We start from the raw sequence: 19160 nt of genomic DNA on the forward strand, positions 1-19160 counted from the left end.
GGAAGAACCGCCCCGTCAAACGCAACCGGCAGCAGATCGTGCGTTTCCTTGGCCGCGAAGGCACTGTCGAGCGCTTCGCGATCCGCCAGACCATGCCCCCATCCACCATCGAACCGAGCGTCTATCCGACCCAGGCGCAATATGGCGCCGTGACGGATTTCTTTGTCGAGGGCTGCGAAACGCGCTGGCAGGCGAATACCTTGCTTTGCGCTCGCGACTATTCGGAGATCGTCGCCAGGCACTTTTCCTTCCCGCGTGAGCGACGGCAGTTCCTATGGGTATGCATCGCTGCATTCATTCTTGGTGATGGAGACCTGCGATCCCAGGTTCGTGCCTGGATTATCGCAAGCCGCTCGCGAGCCTTTGGTGACATCGAATCGGGCATCGCTCACCAAAAGCCCTTCAAGCGGAGTGAGGCCTTTGCTTTGAAACTGATCGACGACATGCGTGCTGCGGGGAGCGAGATGTTCGGTTAGTCGCGGGCGGCGACGCAAGCGGAGGGTTACTCTGCTGCAATCGGTTTACGCGTCGGCAATGTGTCCTCAAACCGCTCATGCTGCGGGCCGTCGAGCACGACGGCGTCGAGATTCTCGCAGGACCGCAGCTTGAGCCGAAGCGGGATATTGTTGCCCGGTCCCACCTGGTGCATCAACCAGCCGACGCAATGGGCCTCCTCTCCTGGCGAATGCTCATGGCAGGCCATGGCGCGGCCGGTGTCGCAAAGGCTGCCCGGCTTGGCGATGGTGCCGGCAAGGGCACGATGCAGTTCCTCGCTGTAGCCGTTCGGAATGTCGTGCGGGTCCGTCGTGACCTTCCAGGGACACTTCGCGCACTGCTTCACGCGCTTCAGTTTCCAGCCCATCCCGATCCCTTTCCAAACATCCTGCAGGCTTCGCCGGCCGATGCCCCTCATACTATCCGACGGCGCTGGCATCCAGATTCAAACGGAACCTGGAAACAGAAAAGCCTGCCGCGGGAGGAGGTGCGGCAGGCTTTTCAAACTGTGATCGGCAACCGGGAGGAGGAGTGCCGCCGATCCGTTGCGACCGATCCTGGGAGGAGGAGTGGATCCGTCGCGATATGACGTTCGTGGGAGGAGGTACGAATGTCATGGGAGGAGTATGCCAATCGCCGCCGCCTTGGAGAAGTGCCCCTGTGCGCAAGCCAGCCTTGCACATTGCGCACGTCAATTGCAGCGATGCGCTCCGCGTCGGTCCATCAATCCGCCCCGAGAAGTCGCATGCCCGCCGCGCTTGCCGCGCCTTTGTCGAAGGTCACCGTTTCCCGACATCCCGCCAGCCGGCCGCCATGGGCGATCAGCGCGTCGGAAAAGTCAGCCTTCGTGGCGCGATAGCTTGCAAGCGCCAGATAGCCGGACTCGGCGCCCTCGACGACCAGTTCGCGCGCCCGCAACAATGTCTCGATCGTATCGGCAACGGCGTCCCGCGTCATTTTGTAGGACCGCGTCAGCACCCAGACGGTTTCCACCAGCGCCACCTGCGAGATAAATCCCGGTGCGTCCGGCGTGAAGCCGTCGATGATTTTCGAGGCGACAGGCGATTGCGCTTCGTCGTCCTGGGCCAGATAGCGCACAAGGACATTGGTATCGACGCCGATCACCGGCTGGTCGCCCCAGCCGCGATAGCCGCCTGCATGTCCTCGAGGCTGACCGGCCTGACGGGGCGCGGCACGATCCCCTTCAGCGCCTTGATTGAGTGCGAGGCAGGTACCACCGCATAGTGCCCATCCTCCATCCGCACGAACTCGACCCGGTCTCCGGCGGCAAGCCCCATGTCGCTGCGCACTTTCATCGGAATGGTGATCTGGCCCTTCGAGGTGATGGTCGCGGTCGGCATCGGATGATTCCTTACTTTCAGTAAGGCTAAAGGTAAGATTTCCGCGCCGATTGTCAAGGCGCCTCTCTCTCCGGTTTTTCGCTGGCAGAAAACAGGTTGAGGCCCGTTCCCGATTGTTTGCGGCGCTTCAGCCTTCCCCGCCTCAGTGTCGCGCCATTCGTTTCACCGGGGAATGACAATGGCGCAATCCTACACATCGGCCGCAGCATGGCGGCGAGCGCTCGCCGCGGCGCTTCTCGTTGGCCCGCTCCTCGCCCCGCCGGCAGCGGCAAACGACGGCAGCCGTGAGCGTGAACATCTCGCCGCCGTCGTCCGGCAGATCGACCTGATCGATCGCCTCGCCCGGCAATCCGCCGCGGCGTCGCCCCGGACGCGCTCCCGCTACCACTTCGATTACCGGCGCTTCAATGCGGACCTGCAGCGCCTGCGCCATGGGGTCAACGACTACCTCGCCCCGCCCCGCGCCCAGCCGCGCGACCCGTCCGCCCTGACCGGCGACTACAGCAGGGAAGCCCGCCCGGAGACCGGCCAATGAACGCCGACCAACTTTCCGCCTTCCAGGCGAACGGCGGCTTCACCCCATCCGCCGTGTCGATCGTGGCGGTCGGTGTCGTCTTCGCCGTCCTCCTCCTCTGGGGCGCGTGGGCGCTGCGCACCGCCTATGTCGGCTGGTCGGACGAAAGGCTGTCCCAGCGTCAGTTTCTCGCAGTCGCGGTGCGCTTCGCTGCGATCTACCTCGTCCTGACCCTCTTCCTCCTCTCCTGAACGATTGAAAGGCATTTCATCATGACCCGACTCCTCCGTCATTTCCGCAGGGTTGTTCACGCCGTTCCACTCTCGGTTCCGGCCGTGACCCTGCTGCCGACCATCTCGCATGCGCAGGGGCTTCCGACGCTGGAAGACCCCTCGCGCGGCACCGGCTCTGGCATCATGGATACGCTGCGCAACTATTCCTACGACATGGTGATGCTGATCGCGTTGCTGGTGGTCGCCTCCATGTTCATCGGCATCAGCTACCACGCCTATTCCCGCTATGCCGAGATCCATACCGGCCGCGCCACCTGGGGCCAGTTCGGCCTCTCCATCGCCGTCGGCGCCATCCTGCTCGTCGTCGGCATCTGGTTGCTCACCAAAGCCACCACCATTCTCTGAGGATTTTGGGGAATGATGGGACACCAGGACATTCGGTCGGACGGAACGGTGGCGTTCCTGCCGCACCGGCTCAACCGTCACCCGATCGTCGTTCGCGGCCTGACCGCCGACGAACTCTGGGTCTGCGCCGGTGTTTCCGGCGCCGCCGGCCTTGTCGTCGGCACGCCGCTCTCGTTTCTTTTCGCCTCGATCGCCGTAGCCCCCACGGTAGTCGTGGTCGCCATCGCCGCCGGCGTCTTCGTCGGCGGCGGTGTGCTGCGCCGCCAGAAGCGTGGACGGCCGGACGTCTGGCTTTACCGGCAGATCCAGTGGTGGATCGCCCGGCATCTGCCCACCCTCACCCCTTTTGCCGGCGGCGCCGATCTGATCACCCGCTCAGGCAACTGGACGACGCGGAGGATGCGATGAGCCGCTTCAAGAATGAGGTCCAGCATCTCCAGGCGCACATCAGGACCCTGCGGCTTGGCGCCGGCGCGCTCTTTGCGGTCTCGCTCGTGCTCGGTGCGGGCTGGTGGAGCGCACCGAAGGATCTGACCATTCATGTGCCACCGGATCTTCGTTCGGGCAGCACCCGCAAGTGGTGGGAGGTCCCCCCGGAAAACGTCTATGCCTTCACCTTCTATATCTGGCAGCAGCTCCAGCGCTGGCCGACCAATGGCGACGAAGACTATTCGCGCAACATCCGTGCGCTGTCATCCTACCTCACCCCGGCGTGCCAGACATTCCTGACCCGCGACTACGACTACCGCCGCTCGGTCGGGGAACTGCGCCAGCGCGTGCGCGGCATCTACGAGATTCCGGGGCGCGGCTATGGCGAGGACCCGAAGCTGCGGGTGAAGACGGTGTCCGACCGCGACTGGATCGTCACCATGGACGTGGCGGCCGACGAGTATTTTGCCGATGAACAGGTCAAGCGCGCACTCGTGCGCTACACGGTCAAGGTCGTCCGCGCCGACGTCGACCCCGAGCGTAATCCCTTCGGCCTGATGCTCGACTGCTACAGCGACATGCCGCAGCGCATCACGCCCCCGGACGCCCAGAAATCCGACAACCCGACCTCCGGCCTGTTCGACGGCCCCTCCGGAGATTCCCGATGAAACGCACCCGCATCCGCATTCCGATCGCCCTCATCCTCACCGCCGGCCTCGCCGCGCCGGCAAGCGCCATCGAGATCCTGCGCTGGGAGCGCCTGCCGCTCGCGGTGCCGCTTCAGGTCGGCCAGGAGCGCGTCGTGTTCATCGACCGCAATGTCCGTGTCGGCGTTCCCGCATCCGTCGGCAGCCGTCTGCGGGTGCAGAGCGCCGCCGGCGCGATTTATCTGCGCGCCAGCGAACCGATCGAGCCGACCCGGCTGCAATTGCAGGACGCCGATTCCGGCGCGCTGATCCTGCTCGATATTGTCGCCGAGCCTGCGAAGGCAGAACAGCCGCCGCTGGAGCCAGTGCGGATCATAGAGGGCGAGACGACGCCGGTCCGCTATGGCGACCTGTCGGCGGCTTCCGGCGAAGACGCCGGTGAGAGCTCCTCGACACCATCGCGCGCCCTCCGCGAAACGCCGATCCCCGTCGTGCTGACCCGCTATGCCGCCCAGAACCTTTATGCGCCACTCCGCACCGTTGAGCCGGTCGCCGGCATCACCCGCACGACCGTCAGGCGCAACCTCGCGCTCGGCTCCCTCATGCCGACACAGCCGGTTCGCGCGCAGGCCCTAGGCGGCTGGCGGCTCGACGACTACCGCGTCACCGCCGTTCGCCTCACCAACCTGTCGAAACGCTGGATCACGCTCGACCCCCGCGACCTGCAGGGCGACTTCGCGACCGGCACCTTCCAGCACGATGCGCTGGGTCCGGCCGGCACGCCGGACGACACCACCGTCGTCTATCTCGTGACCAAAGGCCATGGGCTGGCTGAGGCGCTGCTTCCTGTCGTCGGCCGGATCGACGCCGGGAAGAACGGAGGCCGTCATGCGCAGTAACGGTCTTCTCAAATGGCTGATGATCCCGATGGCGCTGCTCGTCGTCTTCGTTGGCTTCAAGCTGTTCTCCGGTGGCGGGAGCCAGACGTCCGGGGACGGCGGTCCGCAGCTCACACCTGAAGAAGCACGCGCGCTCGGCATTGAAGGTGATACCCCGCGCGATACCGTCGCCACGCTCGTCGGCCTGGTTCGTCAGCTCCGCGGCGAACTCCAGACCGCCCTCGGCGACAATCGCACGCAGAAAGCGGAGAACGAGCGGCTGCGCGCCCGCGAGGGATCGATCGACCGGCGCATCCAGAGCGCGCTGGAGAACGAGCGCAATCTGATGCGGCAGGATCGCGAACAGGTGGCCGGCGAGCGGCAGCGCACACAGGGCATGCTCCAGGACCTGCAGCGGCGCATCGAAGGCCTGAAGGACGGAGAGTTGCCAGTCGGTCTCGGCCTCGATGGCGAAATTGCCGACGGCGTGCGTTGGGTCGAACCCGACGATGCCCGCCGCGAGAAGCGCAGCGGTGTCGCCGGCGACGGTTTCAGCTTCCCAACCTCGTTCGGCCCGGCACAGGGTCTTCTCGGTGGCGATGAGGCTTCCACCGAAGACAGCCGCACGACGACCGCTCCGAGCGCGAAGCCTGTCTATACCGTGCCGACCAACTCCACCCTGATGGGATCGATCGCCATGACGGCGCTGATCGGCCGTGTGCCCATCGATGGCACGGTCAACGACCCCTACCCGTTCAAGGTGCTGATCGGCCCCGACAACCTCACCGCCAACGGCATCGACATTCCCGACGTCGCCGGCGCGGTCGTCAGCGGCATGGCATCCGGCGACTGGACGCTCTCCTGCGTGCGCGGGCAGATCCGCTCGGTGACGTTCGTGTTCAACGATGGGACCATTCGCACGGTGCCCGAGGACGGCGGACGGAATGGCAACCGCCAGCACAGCAACGATGGTAACGGCAACAGCAGTACGCAGGACGGTCTCGGCTGGATCAGCGATCCCTATGGCATTCCCTGCGTCAGCGGCGAGCGCCGCAGCAACGCCCAGCAATATCTCGGGACGCAGGCGCTGATCACCGCCGCCGGCGCGGGCGCCGCCTCGCTCATCAAGTCCGGCAATGGCAGCGTCGCTGTCGTCAATAACCGGGACGGCTCGATCGGCACGGTGGGGATCTCCGGCAACGAGGCCATGGGCCGCATCCTCGCCGGCGGCGTCCAGGACATGTCGGCCTGGGTGAACAAGCTTTACGGACAGGCCTTCGCCGCCGTCTATGTCCGGCCGGGTGCCAAGGTCGCCGTCCACATCGAACAGCCCCTCACCATCGACTACGACCCCAAGGGTCGCAAGGTCGATCATCGTATCGGAGATACCACCCATGCGCAGGATCTGGACTAACAGCCCGGCGGCACTCGCCGTCGTATTGGCGCTCGCCGGCTGCTCGACCAGCAAGGAAAAGCTGCTGCCCCACAACGACCAGACCATGCTCGACATCTGGACCAACGAGACCGGCGGCGGGGCGCGGGCCGGACAGAACGCGCGGCAATTGCTCGATGCGCGCCAGTCGCTGCGCCGCCCTCTGACGGCAGCCGACGTCAAGGCCGCGCCGGTGATGGCGGCGAGCTATACCCGCATGGCGCAAAACGAGATCTACAGCCAGTTCCATCGGCTGCCGAACCCGGACCTCGCCATGTATGTCTTCCCGCACCTGACCGGCAGCGACCCTGCTCCGATCCCCGGCTATACGACGGTCTTTCCGCTGTACCAGCGTGTGCAATATGCCATGCCCGGCGAGCGGACGGAGACCTACTGATGCGCTGGCCGTTCTCCGCCCGAAGCAATCCAGCCGATACCCCTGAGACCGGACCCGAAGATGCCTGGGACCGGCATGTGATGGGGTTGGCGATGAATGCGATCCCTGAACCGGGCAGTATGCGCGACCCTTACCGCAGGCCAGCGACGCGCGCCGACGAGCAGAAGCTCTACGACGTCGCCCCCTCCTTCGCCGATCTCCTGCCGTGGGTGGAATATCTTCCCGAGTCCAAAGCCATGCTGCTTGAGGACGGCGCCTCCGTCGCAGCTTTCTTCGAGCTCACGCCGGTCGGCACTGAAGGGCGTGAAGCAAGCTGGCTGGCCCATGCCCGCGACGCCATCGAGAATGCGCTTCAGGATAGTTTCGACGAACTGGACGAGGCGCCATGGGTGATGCAGCTCTACGTCCAGGACGAGGCCGACTGGAACCACTATCTCGCCTCCCTCGAAGACTATATCCAGCCGCGAGCGCGTGACACCGCCTTCTCCGATTTCTACCTGCGCTTTCTCGGCCATCATCTGCGCGCGATCGCCAAGCCGGGCGGGCTGTTCGAGGACACCACCGTCACGCGCCTGCCCTGGCGCGGCCAGACGCGGCGCGTGCGGCTCGTCGTCTATCGGCGCGTCGATCGCGGTCCCGTCCGCCGCGGCCTGTCGCCCGAGCAGGCCCTAAACATCACCTGTGAACGGCTGATAGGCGGGCTTGCCAATGCCGGCATCAAGACCCGCCGTCTCGACGCCGCCGATATCCATGCCTGGCTGCTCCGCTGGTTCAATCCGCATCCGACCATGTTGGGGCCGGGCGCAGAGGACCGGGAGCGCTTCTATCGCCTGGCCGCCTATCCCGAGGAAACGGAGCCCGGTGAGGTCGAGCTTGCCAGCGGCAGCGATTTTGCCCAGCGGCTATTCTTCGACCAGCCGCGCTCCGATCTCGACAACGGCGTCTGGTCCTTCGACGGTATGCCTCATCGGACGATCGTCATCGATCGCCTGCGCATGCCGCCCGCCGCCGGACATGTCACCGGCGAGACCCGCAAGGGCGGCGACGCCATCAACACGCTGATGGACCAGATGCCGGAGGACACGGTAATGTGCCTCACCCTCGTCGCCACGCCACAGGACACGCTCGAATCCCATCTTAACCAGCTTGCGCGCAAAGCCGTCGGCGAGACGTTGGCCTCGGAACAGACCCTGCGCGACGTTCATCAGGCGCGCGGCCTGATCGGTGGGTCGCACAAGCTCTATCGCGGGGCGCTGGCTTTCTACCTGCGCGGCCGCGACCTCGCCGACCTCGATGCGCGTGGACTTCAGCTCGGCAACGTGCTGCTCAATGCCGGTCTTCAGCCGGTGCGCGAGGAGGACGAGGTGGCCCCGCTCAACGCTTATCTCCGCTGGCTTCCCTGCGTTTACGACCCGACGAAGGACAGGCGGCAATGGTACACGCAGCTGATGTTCGCCCAGCATGCCGCCAATCTCTCGCCCTTCTGGGGGCGCAGTCCGGGCACGGGGCATCCCGGCATCACATTCTTCAATCGCGGCGGCGGCACCATCACCTTCGACCCGCTCAACAGGCGCGACAGGCAGATGAACGCCCATCTCTTCCTGTTCGGTCCGACCGGCTCGGGCAAGTCGGCCACGCTGAACAATATCCTCAATCAGGTCACCGCCATCTACCGGCCACGGCTGTTCATCGTGGAGGCCGGAAATTCCTTCGGCCTGTTCGCCGACTTCGCGGCGCGGCTCGGCCTCACCGTGCATCGCGTGAAGCTGTCGCCCGGCGCGGGCGTCAGCCTCGCCCCCTTCGCCGACGCCTGGCGATTGGTCGACACGCCCGGCAAGGTTCAGACGCTCGATGCCGATGCGCTGGACGAAGACCTGGAGGAAGACCCCACTTCCGCCGCCGACGAGCAGCGCGACGTTCTGGGCGAACTGGAGATCACCGCCCGGCTGATGATCACCGGCGGCGAGGACAAGGAAGAGGCGCGCATGACGCGCGCCGACCGCAGCCTGATCCGCCAGTGCATCCTCGACGCCGCCCATCTCTGTGTGCCGGCGAAGCGAACCGTGCTGACCCGCGACGTGCGCGATGCACTGCGCGAACGCGGTCACGACACCACCGTCCCGGAAATGCGCCGGGCGCGGCTCCTCGAAATGGCCGACGCCATGGACATGTTCTGCCAGGGTGTCGACGGCGAGATGTTCGACCGGCCCGGCACGCCCTGGCCGGAAGCGGACATCACTGTGGTTGACCTCGCGACCTTCGCCCGCGAGGGCTACAACGCCCAGCTCTCCATCGCCTACATCTCGCTGATCAACACGGTCAACAACATCGCCGAGCGCGACCAGTATCTCGGCCGCCCGATCATCAACGTGACCGACGAAGGCCACATCATCACCAGGAACCCGCTCCTTGCGCCTTATGTGGTGAAGATCACCAAGATGTGGCGCAAGCTCGGCGCCTGGTACTGGCTGGCGACGCAGAACCTCGACGACCTGCCGCGGGCGGCCGAGCCCATGCTCAATATGATCGAGTGGTGGATCTGCCTGTCCATGCCGCCGGACGAGGTCGAGAAGATCGCCCGGTTCCGCGAACTCAATCCCTCGCAGAAGGCGCTGATGCTCTCGGCGCGCAAGGAGGCGGGCAAGTTCACCGAGGGCGTGATCCTGTCACGTTCGATGGAGCTGCTGTTCCGAGCCGTTCCGCCGAGCCTTTATCTGGCGCTCGCCATGACCGAACCCGAAGAGAAGGCCGAGCGGTTCCAACTGATGCAGGAACACGGCATCAGCGAACTGGACGCTGCCTTCAAAGTTGCGGGGAGGATGGACCAGGCACGCGGCATAGAAGCCCCGGTCTCCGGTGAACTAGACAGATCGACATGACTGGACAAATCCATCGCTGGTGAAGTCATTTTTTCGTGACGTCGGATGGCAGTTAGATTTTGCTGGGCCTTAGTGCTGGACAAGATATCGCGGTGGTCATGCCTACGACCAATCGCGAGGGCCCTCTGATTGCGATAATAGGCGCAAGCCTCTGCGGCAGCAGGCGTCAGCAAGAACAAGCCCGACCTCCTGACTGCATCGGTAAGACGGTTACGGCGGCCAGCGCGGTGAGGAACAGACCGCGATAGACTGCGAGTTCAGCTATGATGGTGCGCCCGGTCTCAACGGGACCGTTCAGTCGCGGCCGGCCATTCCGCGTGATAACTGTCGATGACGTAGGGGTGGCTGTGGCGATACCCCTGTCCCATCGGTGTCGCGCCCGACAGATGCGGATGGCTCGCATCGAGGCCCTCGTGCGTGTGTTCGATTTCGTCGGGATCCCCGGCAGGCCAGAGTCGCATCGCGACAAACATCGCGACCGCCGCAAGCAGGCCGAGCGCGGCGAAGGTCACGGGCAGACCAACCCTCGCGCCGAGCCAGCCGGCGGCCGGATAGGTGATCAGCCAGCAGGCGTGAGAGAGCGCGAACTGTGCCGCGAAGAGCGCCGGCCTGTCCTCCAAGTGCGAGGAGCGGCGCAGGAGGCGGCCCGAGGGTGTCTGGGCCAGCGAATAGCCGAGACCGAGCGCAAACCAGACCGGCAATAGGAGAGCATAGTTCGCGACGGCGAAGCCGACGAAGAGGCCGGCGACGAGAATGCCGGCGCCCGCCAGCATCGCCTTGCGATCGGGCATGTCGTCAAGAAGGCGTGGCAGGATAAGCGCCGCCACCATGGAGCCGCCGCCGAAGGCCGCCAGTGCGAGCGCCGTCGCCCGCTGGCTGAGGCCGAACTGCGCCTGCACGAGAACGACGGTGTTGACGATGACCATGGCGCTCGCGGCCGCAACCGCGAGATTGAGGGCCAGCAGGCCGCGCAGGCGTGGGGTTGCAAGATAGATTCGAAGTCCGCGCGTCGTGCGGTCGTAGATGCCGCGCCATTCCGCGGCCTTCGGACTTGGCAGCGCAACCGAGACCACGAGAGCCGCCGATGCCAGAAAGCCGACCACCGTTCCGGCAAACAGGCTGTGGAAGCTGATGACCGTCAGCAGCACAGCCGCCAGCATCGGGCTGACGACACTTTCGAGATCGTAGGCAAGCCGAGAGAGCGACAGCGCGCGGGTATATTCCTTCTCATCCGGAAGCACGTCCGGAATCGACGCCTGGAAGGTCGGCGTGAAGGCCACCGAAGCCGATTGCAGGACGAAGATCAGCACATAGACCTGCCAGACCTCGGAGACGAAGGGCAGCAGGATCGCGACCGCCGCGCGCACGAGATCGAGGCAGACCAGCATGGTGCGGCGCGGCAGGCGCTCGGCGAAGGCGGCCGCGACCGGGGCAACGCCGAGATAGGCGATCATCTTGATGGCGAGCGCCGTGCCGAGCACCACGCCGGCATCGGCGCCGGCGAGATCGTAGGCGAGCAATCCGAGAGCGACGGTTGCGAGACCCGTCCCGATCAGGGCGATGACCTGAGCAAGGAACAGATGGCGGTAGGCAGGGTTTTTGAGGACGTCCAACATAAAATGGGTTCTCGCTCAATCAGCCGCCCGCAAGCCATGCTGTCGGCAGGGCCCCAGTCACAGATACTTGGTGATTTCCTTAAACGCATCGATCGAGCGGCGCTGCTCCTTGCCAAGCGGCCCGACGACATCCTCAAGGCAATGCTCGAGGTGATCCTGGATCAACGTCTTCTTGGCCTGCGCGATCGCTTTTTCGACGGCATAAAGCTGCTGGGCGATATCGAGACATGGCCTGCCCGCCTCGATCATTTCGACGATCCCGTTCAGATGGCCATGGGCACGCTTGAGCCGCTTGACGATCGCGCGATGGGTTTCATGGATGTGTGGATATTCACTCATGCATCAATGCTATCCTCCTGGAGAGGATATAGCAAGGTCGGAGATTCGGCGTGATTCCGTCCGGACAACAAAGTGTTAAGATTTCGGTGAGTATTCGTTAAGCATGTCGGTCGGGATCTGCAGCGCAGCATTTTGAGAATAGGTGAGAACGATATTCTTGCTAACCCCCTTCTTGAGAAAATCATGACGAGTGGCTTGTCTCACTCAAAATTCGAAGCGACACGATTTGATCAAACTATGAGGTCGAGCAGCAACTTGGCGTTCAATCCGGCAATCACGATGCCGATCAGAAACGCGAAGGCCGTCAGCCAGCGTGGCGCGACGAGTTTACCCATTTTCCGCCGATCCGCAGTAAACAGGACGAGTGGCAACACGGCAAACGACAATTGAAGACTCAGCACGACCTGCGTGAGGATCAAAAGCTGGGCTGTCCCGCTGTCCCCATAAAAGATGGTAACCCCCGCAGCAGGTATGATCGCAATGCCGCGCGTTATGAGACGACGTAACCACGGCGCCAGGCGGATATGCAGGAACCCCTCCATGACGACCTGGCCGGCAAGCGTCGCAGTTACCGTTGAGTTGATGCCGCAACAAAGCAGCGCGACTCCGAATAATGTCGGAGCTATTGCAATGCCCAGCAAGGGAGCGAGCAGGTTGTGCGCTTCGCCGAGTTCCGCAATTTCCGTCCTGCCAGTTGTATGGAAAGCTGCGGCCGCGAGGATGAGGATGGAGGCATTGACCAGCAGCGCAAACATCAGCGCCATCGTGGAATCGATCGTCGCGAACCGAAGTGCTTCACGCCGTTCAGCAAATGTTTCGCCATAGGCGCGCGTCTGGACGATCGCGGAGTGTAGGTAGAGGTTGTGCGGCATGACCGTCGCGCCAAGGATGCCCAAAGCTAGATAAAGCATATCCGGATTGGTGACGATCTCGATCGTCGGTGCGAAACCGCGGATCACATCGCCCCAATCTGGATCAGCCAGACCTATCTGGATAGCAAAGCAGACCGCGATCACGCCGAGCAGGACAATGACGAACGCTTCCAGCCACCGGAATCCGAGGCGCTGCAAGTAAAGGATCAGGAAGACATCGAGCGCAGTGATGATCACACCAATTTCGAGCGGAATCCCGAAAATCAGGTTGAGCCCGATTGCCGTGCCGATGACTTCGGCAATGTCGGTGGCGATGATGGCGATTTCCGCCAGCAGCCAGAGCACCAAGGCCACTGGCCGTGGAAACGCATCTCGACAAGCCTGTGCGAGATCTCGTCCTGACGCAACGGCGAGACGAGCGCACAGCGATTGCAGGACGATTGCCATGATATTGGAGACCAACGCCACCACCAGCAGCGTGTAACCGAAGCGGGATCCGCCTGCGAGCGATGTCGCCCAATTTCCAGGATCCATGTAGCCAACAGCAACGAGGTAACCTGGCCCGAAAAAGGCAAGCGCCCGTCGAAGCTTCGAGGCATGCTTCTTAACTGGAATGGAGCGATGGACGTCGGACAGCGACACCTCCCCCCCTGCGTGCAGCCAACCTTCCCGACGGGTATCCATTGGTGATCCGTGTAGCTTATGCGAATGCTATTGCAAATCATTCGCATAAGCTACACGGAACCGCAAGAGATCAAGTGACGACTGGACACCTGCTACCGCACGACAATTCGTGCCTTGGAAGGTACTCGGGTATAGAGGTCGACGACCTCCTGATTGATCAGCCGGACGCACCCGGAGGAGACGGACTTTCCAATGGAGTCCCACTCACGGGTGCCGTGCAGTCGATAGAGGGTATCTTCTCCATTCTGGAAAATGTAGAGGGCCCGCGCGCCGAGAGCATTGTTCGGTCCCGGTTCCTGGCCGCCGTTTTCGACGGAGAATTTCGCTAGCTCGGGTTGGCGCGCAATCATTTCCGCCGGCGGCTTCCAACGCGGCCACTTCTGGCGCCACTGGATGACACCCTCCCCTTCCCACGCAAACCCCGCACGGCCGAGGCCAACGCCGTAACGCATGGCCGTACCACCCGGCTCCACGACGTAGAGGAACTTCGAGCCCGTATCGACTACCACCGTACCGGCAGGCTCGCCCGTCGTGTTGAGCACGCGCTGGCGATAGAATTTCGGATCGATCTGCCGATAGGGGACGGCCGGTAGCTGATAGTCACCATCCTCCATTGCAGCGTAACGGGCGGCCAGGTCTTCTTCACTCGGCAGGCCCATCGGACGCCGCGCTGCGCTGGGCGTGGCGGGAGTCGACGTCGTGGAGCATGCAGTCAGCGTGAGTGAAAGTATGCCCGCAAGAAATCCGCGGCGTGCGACAGTGGTGTTATCTTCAAGCATTCTTGTCCCTTTTTTTGGACGCCCGGTCATTTCCCGATCGCTGCAGCGCCGCTTGCTGGCGCCGACATTCTCATTTCGCTGCGGATGTGGAGGGCGCTGTAGGCGGTGACGGACACAGCGAAGCCCAAAAGAACAAAAAGCACTATCCAGTTCTTCCGCCGAATCTTGCGAACGCGTTGCTGAATATCGTCCGAATCAGTCATTCGACGGCTCACTGATCACAGCAGACCTACCCGAATAGGGGTCGACCAATGCTGCCTCCGGGCGACTGACCGGATACTTTATGATCGAGATGTCCTCGGCCAGTTTGGAAGCTCCTTGTTTCTTCAAGAGAGTTCGAAAGCTCGAATGCATGCCACCGTCCACATAAGCGAGCGCTGGCGTCGACTTTTCGACGGAAAGCGCTGCCTCCACCTTGCCACGCTCGGCCGCGACCAAGGCCTGAAGATCTGCCGAAGCAATGCTTTTCGCCGGCGGGCACGCGGTGAGCGGATTGCGCGGATCGCCGCCATCGAACTCCCGGTTGAAGACATATCGGCGATCGCAGGCGGCGACCTTCGGCTGTCGCTTGGAGAGGTCGAAGTAGTCGTAACCCTCCTTCAAGGTCAGCCAGAATGACATATTCGGATCGCTCCGATGCTTGCCGAAGTTTTCGGCGGTCATGCGGAAAGGATAGGCCTGAACCTGAAAGCGATCCTGACCACTCTGCAGGGCTTTTTGCACGATGGCATAAATTTCCCCGACGCCCTGGTCAGTCATGGCGTAACAACCCGACGAGGAACACGCGCCGTGGACCATCAGCGCTTCGCCGCTATAGCCGAGCGCAGCCTCCAGACGGTTTGGATAGCCGAGATTGAACGAAACATAATATTGCGACTTCGGATTCAGCATGCTGGCCGAGACATGATAGAAGCCCTCCGGAGCCTGGCGATCGCCTTCTTTCGTCTTTGGACCGAGTTTGCCAGACCAGCGGCACATCGGATAAGTCTTGAAGAGTTTGTAGCGGCCGGACGCATCCGCCTTCCACAACTCCAGCTCACTCTCCTGCTTGAATATCCGCACGAGTACCGGATCCTCCGGGCGCATGCCTTTCTTCCCCAGTTCGGTGACTACGGCAACTGAAAGCTTTGGCGGTTCGCCCGAGAGCTCGGCAAGCTCCATCGCGACACATCCCGATAGCCCAATCGCAATGACGGACATGGCAAGGAGTCTTGGTAGTAGAGACTGGCGTGAACGCATGAGATGCCGAGATAGACGAATGCAAGGCCAAGCAGAGCGGATTAGTAGAAAGAGGCGGCGGCGCCTCGTGCTATTCCTCACCCTCGGCGCCGTGCTCGTGTCCGTCATTCGATCCTTCGGGCATAGCGACGTCAGGAACGAGCTTCTCGATACGCGCACCCGCCTTGAGGTCGGCCATGATCTTGCGCGCCGCCTGGGCTTCCATGCTACGGCGCAATTCCGCCGAGACCGCTTCGAACGCCGGTGGTTTACGCTCGCGCCGTTCTTCGAGCCTCACGACGTGAAAGCCGAAGGGCGTTTCAATGGGCCTCGAGGAAAGCTCGCCGGGCTTCATCGTCATGATGGCTGTTCCCAATTCCGAAGGGAACTGCTCGGTGGTTAGAAAGCCGAGATCGCCGCCGTTTTCCTTCGACGCCTCGTCCAGCGAAGCCTTTTTGGCCACCTCATCGAAAGGCTTTCCCTCAGAGATTTCCTTGAGTGTCGCTTCGGCACTGGGCCGATCCTTCAGGAGAATGTGCCGGACACGAACCTCTTCAACAGCCGGCATCGCCGCCACGCGTTCATCATACACCTTGCGTAGGGCATCTTCGGTAACGGCCGCCGCTGCAGCCTTAGCGAGATACGCCTGGCGCAGCGCCTGCTGCTTGAGAAGCGCCATCTGCCGCTTGAACGTCTCGTCGTTCTCCATGCCTTCCTTGATTGCCTTATCCGAAACTACCTTGAGGTCGATCAGCGCGTCGACGACCGCCGATTTCCTGGCCTCTGGCGTGGCTCCGGGATTGGGATCGCCGAGGAACGGAGTTGCGAACGTTACGTCGGATTCCAGAATCTCTGCATCCCCGACGCGGGCCGCAACCCGGTCCGCCCGTTCCTCAGCGAAGGCTGGAACGGCCGTTAGAATGAGCCCCGCAAACAGGCTGTTTATGATGCTCTTGACAATCATTTCCCTGCTCCTGCAACCAGCGGCTCGATAATGGAGCGCAACTGCTCGATCGGCATGACACCAGTGTATTTCTCGCCGTTTATGAAGAAGGTCGGCGTCGAATCAACACCGAGTTCCTGGCCACGCGCGGCGACAGCATTGACTTTGTCGAGGAGGACCTGATCGCTCAAGCAGGCCTCAAGATCTGCCTCCTTCAGGCCCGTCATGGACAGAACCGAAAGAAAGCCCTGCTTCCCGTCTTGCGCACGTGCCCAACGCTGCTGATTTCGGAAAAGGAGATCGACCGTCGGATACCATTTGTCGTCGCCCATGCAGCGGGAAAGCATGAAAGCGGCGGTCGCGCGCGGATCGAACGGAAACTCGCGGAGAATGAAGCGGACCTTGCCGGTATCGATGAACTCGGCCTTGAAGGCCGGCCAGACGTTCAGGTGAAAGTTGGCACAGTGGCCGCACGTCATCGACGCATATTCGATAACAGTAACAGGGGCATCGTCCCGTCCCAAAATCCATTCAGGCAAAGGGCCGGGCTGCATGAGATCAGGCTTCACACCAGCAGTGTTTTCCTGTGCAAGAACATGGTTTGCAGCAAGCAAGGTGAAACCCGCCGCGGTCGATGCCAAAAATTGCCGCCTGAACATGTCGTCTCCAAATCGAGGGAGCATGATCATAAAACCTCTAGCTGCTTGAGGTGCAAGTACGCGGAAGCGCGCATTCTTTAAAAAATCAGGATTGGCGAGAAGCCGACTGAAAATGAAGCTCAGATAACCGCTTGTTAAGCACAATGTCGTGAGATTGGTATTCAGGACCAGAGCGACCCGGGCGTTACACGCATGCACAACGCTGTCATGAGTTTGATGATTGTCTTCCTGATGTCGCTGGTCGTCGGAATAAGCACAGCTGACTCGGCCGCGGCCCGCGGCCACGCATTGCCCGAGCCGTTGCAGATCACTGCAAGCCTCCCCACGATAGACGCCGTTGATGCGACACCTGTCCACCCGGCGCGAGCAGACACCTGTCATGAGGCTTGCCATTGGATGGTCGCATGGCTTTGGCCGGCGACCGGAGAAGTTCACCACGTCCGCGCCGGCCGTGCCGCGGACATACCGCTCCCGGGTCCAATCCGACTTGTCCTGCCCCCTCCTCGTTTGGCTTGAATCCAGCAGACGACCCAGGATGCGTCGCGCGACTGCCACTGACAAAGCCGCCAGCGTCCTTTCGCCCCATGCGCAACCATTCCCATTTCATCGCGGATCGCGGATGGCCAATGAGCGCCCTGCCCGCTGCAAGGATCACTGTCATGAGACGCCTTTTGAAATCCGACAACAACACCAAATCGGCGGAGCCGATCGCCTCGCTGCTTCTGGATCGACGGGCCTTCGGTTTCGCCGCCTTTACCGTGCTCGCGGCACCGGCACTTGCCCTCGCGCAAGGCAAGAAGCGCACGATCGATATCGACGAGCGATTTCTGCCTCAGTTGGTGACTTCACCCTATCCGGACCCAGCCGGAACCATCATCGTCGTGCCGAAGGACCGCTATCTCTATCTGGTCGAGGAGGGAGGCTTTGCCCGCCGCTATGGCGTGGGCGTCGGCCGCGCGGGCCTGGCGTTTGCCGGCTCGGCGACCGTCGGCCGGAAAGCAAAATGGCCGAGCTGGCGCCCAACTGACAACATGATCAAGCGCGACCCAAAGAAATATGCGCGCTATGCCGGTGGAGTTCCCGGCGGACCGAAGAATCCGTTGGGCTCCAGGGCCCTCTACTTGTTTCGAGACGGCAGAGACACGCTCTATCGCATCCACGGTACGACCGAGCCGTGGACGATCGGCAAGGCCGTTTCGAACGGTTGCATCCGGATGGTCAACGACCATGTCGAAGACCTCTATGAGCGCGTGCCAGTGGGAACACGCGTCTTGGTGGTATCGTGATGACGCGGCAGTTGCTTGTCATCGGAGCCGGCCAGGCTGGCCTTTCCGCAGGGTATTACCTGCGCAAGGCGGGCTTGCCTTTCCTGATCGTCGACGCTCATCCACGCGTCGGCGACAGCTGGCGCAGCCGCTACGCCTCGTTGACCCTGTTCACTCCACGCCAGTTCAGCGCCCTTCCCGGTCTGCAGCTTGCCGGCAACCGTGAACAGTATCCGAGCGGCGAGGAGTTTGCTACCTACCTTGAAGACTACGCCGCGCGCTTCAGCCTGCCGGTACAATCGGGAACGCGGGTCGTGCGCTTGTGGCGAGCGGACGGAGGCTTTCTCGCAGAAACGGACTCGGGCAAGAAGATCGAAGCAAATGAAGTGATTGTCGCGACCGGCGGCTTCCAGCAACCGATAATTCCATCCATCTCTACCGGCTTCAGCGCCGAGGTTCAGCAACTGACGCCGCAGTCCTATCATGACCCTGCCGAACTACCCGATGGACCGGTCCTCGTCGTCGGAGACGGTGCAAGCGGCCGTGACATCGCGCTTGAATGCCGGACCGTGCAACCTGTCATGCTTTCCCGCGGCAAGACTCGAAAACTCCTCCCGGAACGGTTGTTCGGGAAGTCGATATGGTGGTGGCTCCAGTTGCTGGGTATCCTGAAAGCCTCGTCGGAGTCATGGATCGGCCGCAAGGTGCGCGCAGCGGACGCCTTTCCCGACCGCGGGCAAGGCGACGAAAACCTGGTGCAGGCGGGTATCCGGCTTGTGCCACGCCTTGTCGCTGCCTCAGGCGAGACGGCCAAGTTTTCCGACGGCAGTTCCGCCAGCGTCCGGACGGTTGTTTGGGCGACCGGCTATCGCGATGAGACGGCCTGGGTCGATATTCCTTCGGCCGTGGGACCGGATGGTGCGCTCTCACATCGGAACGGCATTTCCCCTGTGCCTGGCCTCTACTTCGTCGGCCGGCCATGGCAGCGAAACCGTGCGTCCGCGCTCGTCATGGGCGCAGGCCCAGATGCCGATCTCATCGTCCAGGAAATTTTGCGCCAACAGAACCGCTAGGGAAACGGGCCGGGGCAATACCTGACACCTCTGCATATTGTG

At 62.6% G+C, this 19160-nt stretch carries 23 protein-coding genes; 12 read left to right on the forward strand and 11 right to left on the reverse strand.

Annotated features, from left to right (window positions below; genetic code table 11):
- Window positions 1–38: 38 nt before the first annotated feature.
- Window positions 39–476 (forward strand): hypothetical protein, encoded by a 438-nt coding sequence (locus CRO48_RS19825; RefSeq protein ID WP_176526823.1) that lies wholly within the window; start codon window positions 39–41, stop codon window positions 474–476.
- Window positions 477–502: 26 nt separating this feature from the next.
- On the opposite strand, the gene CRO48_RS19830 is transcribed toward CRO48_RS19825, so the two are convergent.
- From CRO48_RS19830 to CRO48_RS19840, 3 genes are all read right to left on the reverse strand, one after another.
- Window positions 503–862, reverse strand: coding sequence for a DUF6283 family protein (locus CRO48_RS19830; protein ID WP_097141610.1), 360 nt, complete (start codon window positions 860–862; stop codon window positions 503–505).
- 356 nt (window positions 863–1218) lie between these two features.
- A complete protein-coding gene (locus tag CRO48_RS19835) occupies window positions 1219–1620 on the reverse strand; it encodes a PIN domain-containing protein (RefSeq protein ID WP_097141611.1) in 402 nt (133 codons plus the stop codon).
- Window positions 1617–1856, reverse strand: coding sequence for an AbrB/MazE/SpoVT family DNA-binding domain-containing protein (locus CRO48_RS19840; RefSeq protein WP_097141612.1), 240 nt, complete (start codon window positions 1854–1856; stop codon window positions 1617–1619). The genes CRO48_RS19835 and CRO48_RS19840 overlap by 4 nt, the downstream gene beginning before the upstream one ends.
- Window positions 1857–2034: 178 nt before the next feature.
- Between CRO48_RS19840 and CRO48_RS19845 the strand changes: the two genes are divergently transcribed.
- Genes CRO48_RS19845 through CRO48_RS19885 form a run of 9 tightly spaced genes read left to right on the forward strand, consistent with a single transcriptional unit; the run spans window position 2035 to window position 9670 of the window.
- A complete protein-coding gene (locus CRO48_RS19845; protein WP_097141613.1) occupies window positions 2035–2391 on the forward strand; it encodes an integrative conjugative element protein, RAQPRD family in 357 nt (118 codons plus the stop codon).
- The gene (locus CRO48_RS19850; protein WP_097141614.1) at window positions 2388–2621 is read left to right on the forward strand and encodes a TIGR03758 family integrating conjugative element protein; all 234 of its coding nucleotides are present in this window, start codon (window positions 2388–2390) and stop codon (window positions 2619–2621) included. The genes CRO48_RS19845 and CRO48_RS19850 overlap by 4 nt, the downstream gene beginning before the upstream one ends.
- Before the next feature lie 21 nt (window positions 2622–2642).
- Complete coding sequence (locus tag CRO48_RS19855; protein WP_097141615.1) at window positions 2643–3008, forward strand: TIGR03745 family integrating conjugative element membrane protein; 366 nt, start codon at window positions 2643–2645, stop codon at window positions 3006–3008.
- A 12-nt stretch (window positions 3009–3020) separates the two neighbouring features.
- Window positions 3021–3416, forward strand: a complete 396-nt coding sequence (locus CRO48_RS19860; protein WP_097141616.1) for a TIGR03750 family conjugal transfer protein — start codon at window positions 3021–3023, stop codon at window positions 3414–3416.
- Complete coding sequence (locus tag CRO48_RS19865) at window positions 3413–4105, forward strand: PFL_4703 family integrating conjugative element protein (RefSeq protein ID WP_097141617.1); 693 nt, start codon at window positions 3413–3415, stop codon at window positions 4103–4105. The genes CRO48_RS19860 and CRO48_RS19865 overlap by 4 nt, the downstream gene beginning before the upstream one ends.
- Window positions 4102–4983, forward strand: a complete 882-nt coding sequence (locus CRO48_RS19870) for a TIGR03749 family integrating conjugative element protein (protein WP_097141618.1) — start codon at window positions 4102–4104, stop codon at window positions 4981–4983. Before CRO48_RS19865 ends, CRO48_RS19870 begins: the two co-directional genes overlap by 4 nt.
- Window positions 4973–6376: a TIGR03752 family integrating conjugative element protein gene (locus tag CRO48_RS19875; RefSeq protein WP_097141619.1), complete on the forward strand. Its 1404-nt coding sequence runs from the start codon at window positions 4973–4975 to the stop codon at window positions 6374–6376. Before CRO48_RS19870 ends, CRO48_RS19875 begins: the two co-directional genes overlap by 11 nt.
- Window positions 6357–6791, forward strand: a complete 435-nt coding sequence (locus tag CRO48_RS19880; RefSeq protein ID WP_097141620.1) for a TIGR03751 family conjugal transfer lipoprotein — start codon at window positions 6357–6359, stop codon at window positions 6789–6791. The genes CRO48_RS19875 and CRO48_RS19880 overlap by 20 nt, the downstream gene beginning before the upstream one ends.
- Window positions 6791–9670, forward strand: a complete 2880-nt coding sequence (locus CRO48_RS19885; RefSeq protein WP_097141621.1) for a conjugative transfer ATPase — start codon at window positions 6791–6793, stop codon at window positions 9668–9670. The genes CRO48_RS19880 and CRO48_RS19885 overlap by 1 nt, the downstream gene beginning before the upstream one ends.
- Window positions 9671–9951: 281 nt before the next feature.
- Here CRO48_RS19885 and CRO48_RS19890 read toward each other — a convergent pair whose 3' ends face one another.
- From CRO48_RS19890 to CRO48_RS33390, 8 genes are all read right to left on the reverse strand, one after another.
- A complete protein-coding gene (locus tag CRO48_RS19890) occupies window positions 9952–11286 on the reverse strand; it encodes an MFS transporter (RefSeq protein ID WP_097141622.1) in 1335 nt (444 codons plus the stop codon).
- Window positions 11287–11343: 57 nt separating this feature from the next.
- Window positions 11344–11625, reverse strand: a complete 282-nt coding sequence (locus CRO48_RS19895) for a metal-sensing transcriptional repressor (RefSeq protein ID WP_097141623.1) — start codon at window positions 11623–11625, stop codon at window positions 11344–11346.
- 230 nt (window positions 11626–11855) lie between these two features.
- Window positions 11856–13181, reverse strand: a complete 1326-nt coding sequence (locus tag CRO48_RS19900; protein ID WP_097141624.1) for an Nramp family divalent metal transporter — start codon at window positions 13179–13181, stop codon at window positions 11856–11858.
- A gap of 92 nt (window positions 13182–13273) precedes the next feature.
- Complete coding sequence (locus CRO48_RS19905; protein ID WP_097141625.1) at window positions 13274–13960, reverse strand: L,D-transpeptidase; 687 nt, start codon at window positions 13958–13960, stop codon at window positions 13274–13276.
- Between the two features lie 26 nt (window positions 13961–13986).
- Window positions 13987–14163: a hypothetical protein gene (locus CRO48_RS32285; RefSeq protein ID WP_176526824.1), complete on the reverse strand. Its 177-nt coding sequence runs from the start codon at window positions 14161–14163 to the stop codon at window positions 13987–13989.
- Window positions 14156–15199 (reverse strand): L,D-transpeptidase family protein, encoded by a 1044-nt coding sequence (locus CRO48_RS19910; RefSeq protein WP_097141626.1) that lies wholly within the window; start codon window positions 15197–15199, stop codon window positions 14156–14158. Before CRO48_RS19910 ends, CRO48_RS32285 begins: the two co-directional genes overlap by 8 nt.
- Window positions 15200–15269: 70 nt before the next feature.
- A complete protein-coding gene (locus CRO48_RS19915) occupies window positions 15270–16142 on the reverse strand; it encodes a peptidylprolyl isomerase (protein WP_097141627.1) in 873 nt (290 codons plus the stop codon).
- Complete coding sequence (locus CRO48_RS33390) at window positions 16139–17173, reverse strand: DsbA family protein (RefSeq protein WP_342588284.1); 1035 nt, start codon at window positions 17171–17173, stop codon at window positions 16139–16141. The genes CRO48_RS19915 and CRO48_RS33390 overlap by 4 nt, the downstream gene beginning before the upstream one ends.
- Before the next feature lie 266 nt (window positions 17174–17439).
- On the opposite strand from CRO48_RS33390, the gene CRO48_RS19925 reads away from it, so the two are divergent.
- Both CRO48_RS19925 and CRO48_RS19930 read left to right on the forward strand, forming a co-directional pair.
- On the forward strand, window positions 17440–18066 hold the full coding sequence (locus CRO48_RS19925; RefSeq protein ID WP_097141724.1) for a L,D-transpeptidase: 627 nt from the start codon (window positions 17440–17442) through the stop codon (window positions 18064–18066).
- Window positions 18066–19118: a flavin-containing monooxygenase gene (locus CRO48_RS19930; protein ID WP_097141629.1), complete on the forward strand. Its 1053-nt coding sequence runs from the start codon at window positions 18066–18068 to the stop codon at window positions 19116–19118. Before CRO48_RS19925 ends, CRO48_RS19930 begins: the two co-directional genes overlap by 1 nt.
- Window positions 19119–19160: the final 42 nt, after the last annotated feature.

Source organism: Rhizobium subbaraonis (assembly GCF_900220975.1).
Taxonomy (GTDB): domain Bacteria; phylum Pseudomonadota; class Alphaproteobacteria; order Rhizobiales; family Rhizobiaceae; genus Mycoplana; species Mycoplana subbaraonis.

Excerpts from the sequence above, each read along its gene's own strand:
- CRO48_RS19850 (WP_097141614.1), top strand. The coding sequence starts at position 2,388 with ATGAACGCCGACCAACTTTCCGCCTTCCAGGCGAACGGCGGCTTCACC.
- CRO48_RS33390 (WP_342588284.1), bottom strand. The coding sequence starts at position 17,173 with ATGGCAAGCCTCATGACAGGTGTCTGCTCGCGCCGGGTGGACAGGTGT.
- CRO48_RS19845 (WP_097141613.1), top strand. The coding sequence starts at position 2,035 with ATGGCGCAATCCTACACATCGGCCGCAGCATGGCGGCGAGCGCTCGCC.
- CRO48_RS19880 (WP_097141620.1), top strand. The coding sequence starts at position 6,357 with ATGCGCAGGATCTGGACTAACAGCCCGGCGGCACTCGCCGTCGTATTG.
- CRO48_RS19930 (WP_097141629.1), top strand. The coding sequence starts at position 18,066 with ATGACGCGGCAGTTGCTTGTCATCGGAGCCGGCCAGGCTGGCCTTTCC.
- CRO48_RS19885 (WP_097141621.1), top strand. The coding sequence starts at position 6,791 with ATGCGCTGGCCGTTCTCCGCCCGAAGCAATCCAGCCGATACCCCTGAG.
- CRO48_RS19890 (WP_097141622.1), bottom strand. The coding sequence starts at position 11,286 with ATGTTGGACGTCCTCAAAAACCCTGCCTACCGCCATCTGTTCCTTGCT.
- CRO48_RS19925 (WP_097141724.1), top strand. The coding sequence starts at position 17,440 with ATGAGACGCCTTTTGAAATCCGACAACAACACCAAATCGGCGGAGCCG.
- CRO48_RS19905 (WP_097141625.1), bottom strand. The coding sequence starts at position 13,960 with ATGCTTGAAGATAACACCACTGTCGCACGCCGCGGATTTCTTGCGGGC.
- CRO48_RS19830 (WP_097141610.1), bottom strand. The coding sequence starts at position 862 with ATGGGCTGGAAACTGAAGCGCGTGAAGCAGTGCGCGAAGTGTCCCTGG.
- CRO48_RS19875 (WP_097141619.1), top strand. The coding sequence starts at position 4,973 with ATGCGCAGTAACGGTCTTCTCAAATGGCTGATGATCCCGATGGCGCTG.
- CRO48_RS19915 (WP_097141627.1), bottom strand. The coding sequence starts at position 16,142 with ATGATTGTCAAGAGCATCATAAACAGCCTGTTTGCGGGGCTCATTCTA.
- CRO48_RS19910 (WP_097141626.1), bottom strand. The coding sequence starts at position 15,199 with ATGCGTTCACGCCAGTCTCTACTACCAAGACTCCTTGCCATGTCCGTC.
- CRO48_RS32285 (WP_176526824.1), bottom strand. The coding sequence starts at position 14,163 with ATGACTGATTCGGACGATATTCAGCAACGCGTTCGCAAGATTCGGCGG.
- CRO48_RS19840 (WP_097141612.1), bottom strand. The coding sequence starts at position 1,856 with ATGCCGACCGCGACCATCACCTCGAAGGGCCAGATCACCATTCCGATG.
- CRO48_RS19860 (WP_097141616.1), top strand. The coding sequence starts at position 3,021 with ATGATGGGACACCAGGACATTCGGTCGGACGGAACGGTGGCGTTCCTG.
- CRO48_RS19870 (WP_097141618.1), top strand. The coding sequence starts at position 4,102 with ATGAAACGCACCCGCATCCGCATTCCGATCGCCCTCATCCTCACCGCC.
- CRO48_RS19895 (WP_097141623.1), bottom strand. The coding sequence starts at position 11,625 with ATGAGTGAATATCCACACATCCATGAAACCCATCGCGCGATCGTCAAG.
- CRO48_RS19855 (WP_097141615.1), top strand. The coding sequence starts at position 2,643 with ATGACCCGACTCCTCCGTCATTTCCGCAGGGTTGTTCACGCCGTTCCA.
- CRO48_RS19865 (WP_097141617.1), top strand. The coding sequence starts at position 3,413 with ATGAGCCGCTTCAAGAATGAGGTCCAGCATCTCCAGGCGCACATCAGG.
- CRO48_RS19900 (WP_097141624.1), bottom strand. The coding sequence starts at position 13,181 with ATGGATACCCGTCGGGAAGGTTGGCTGCACGCAGGGGGGGAGGTGTCG.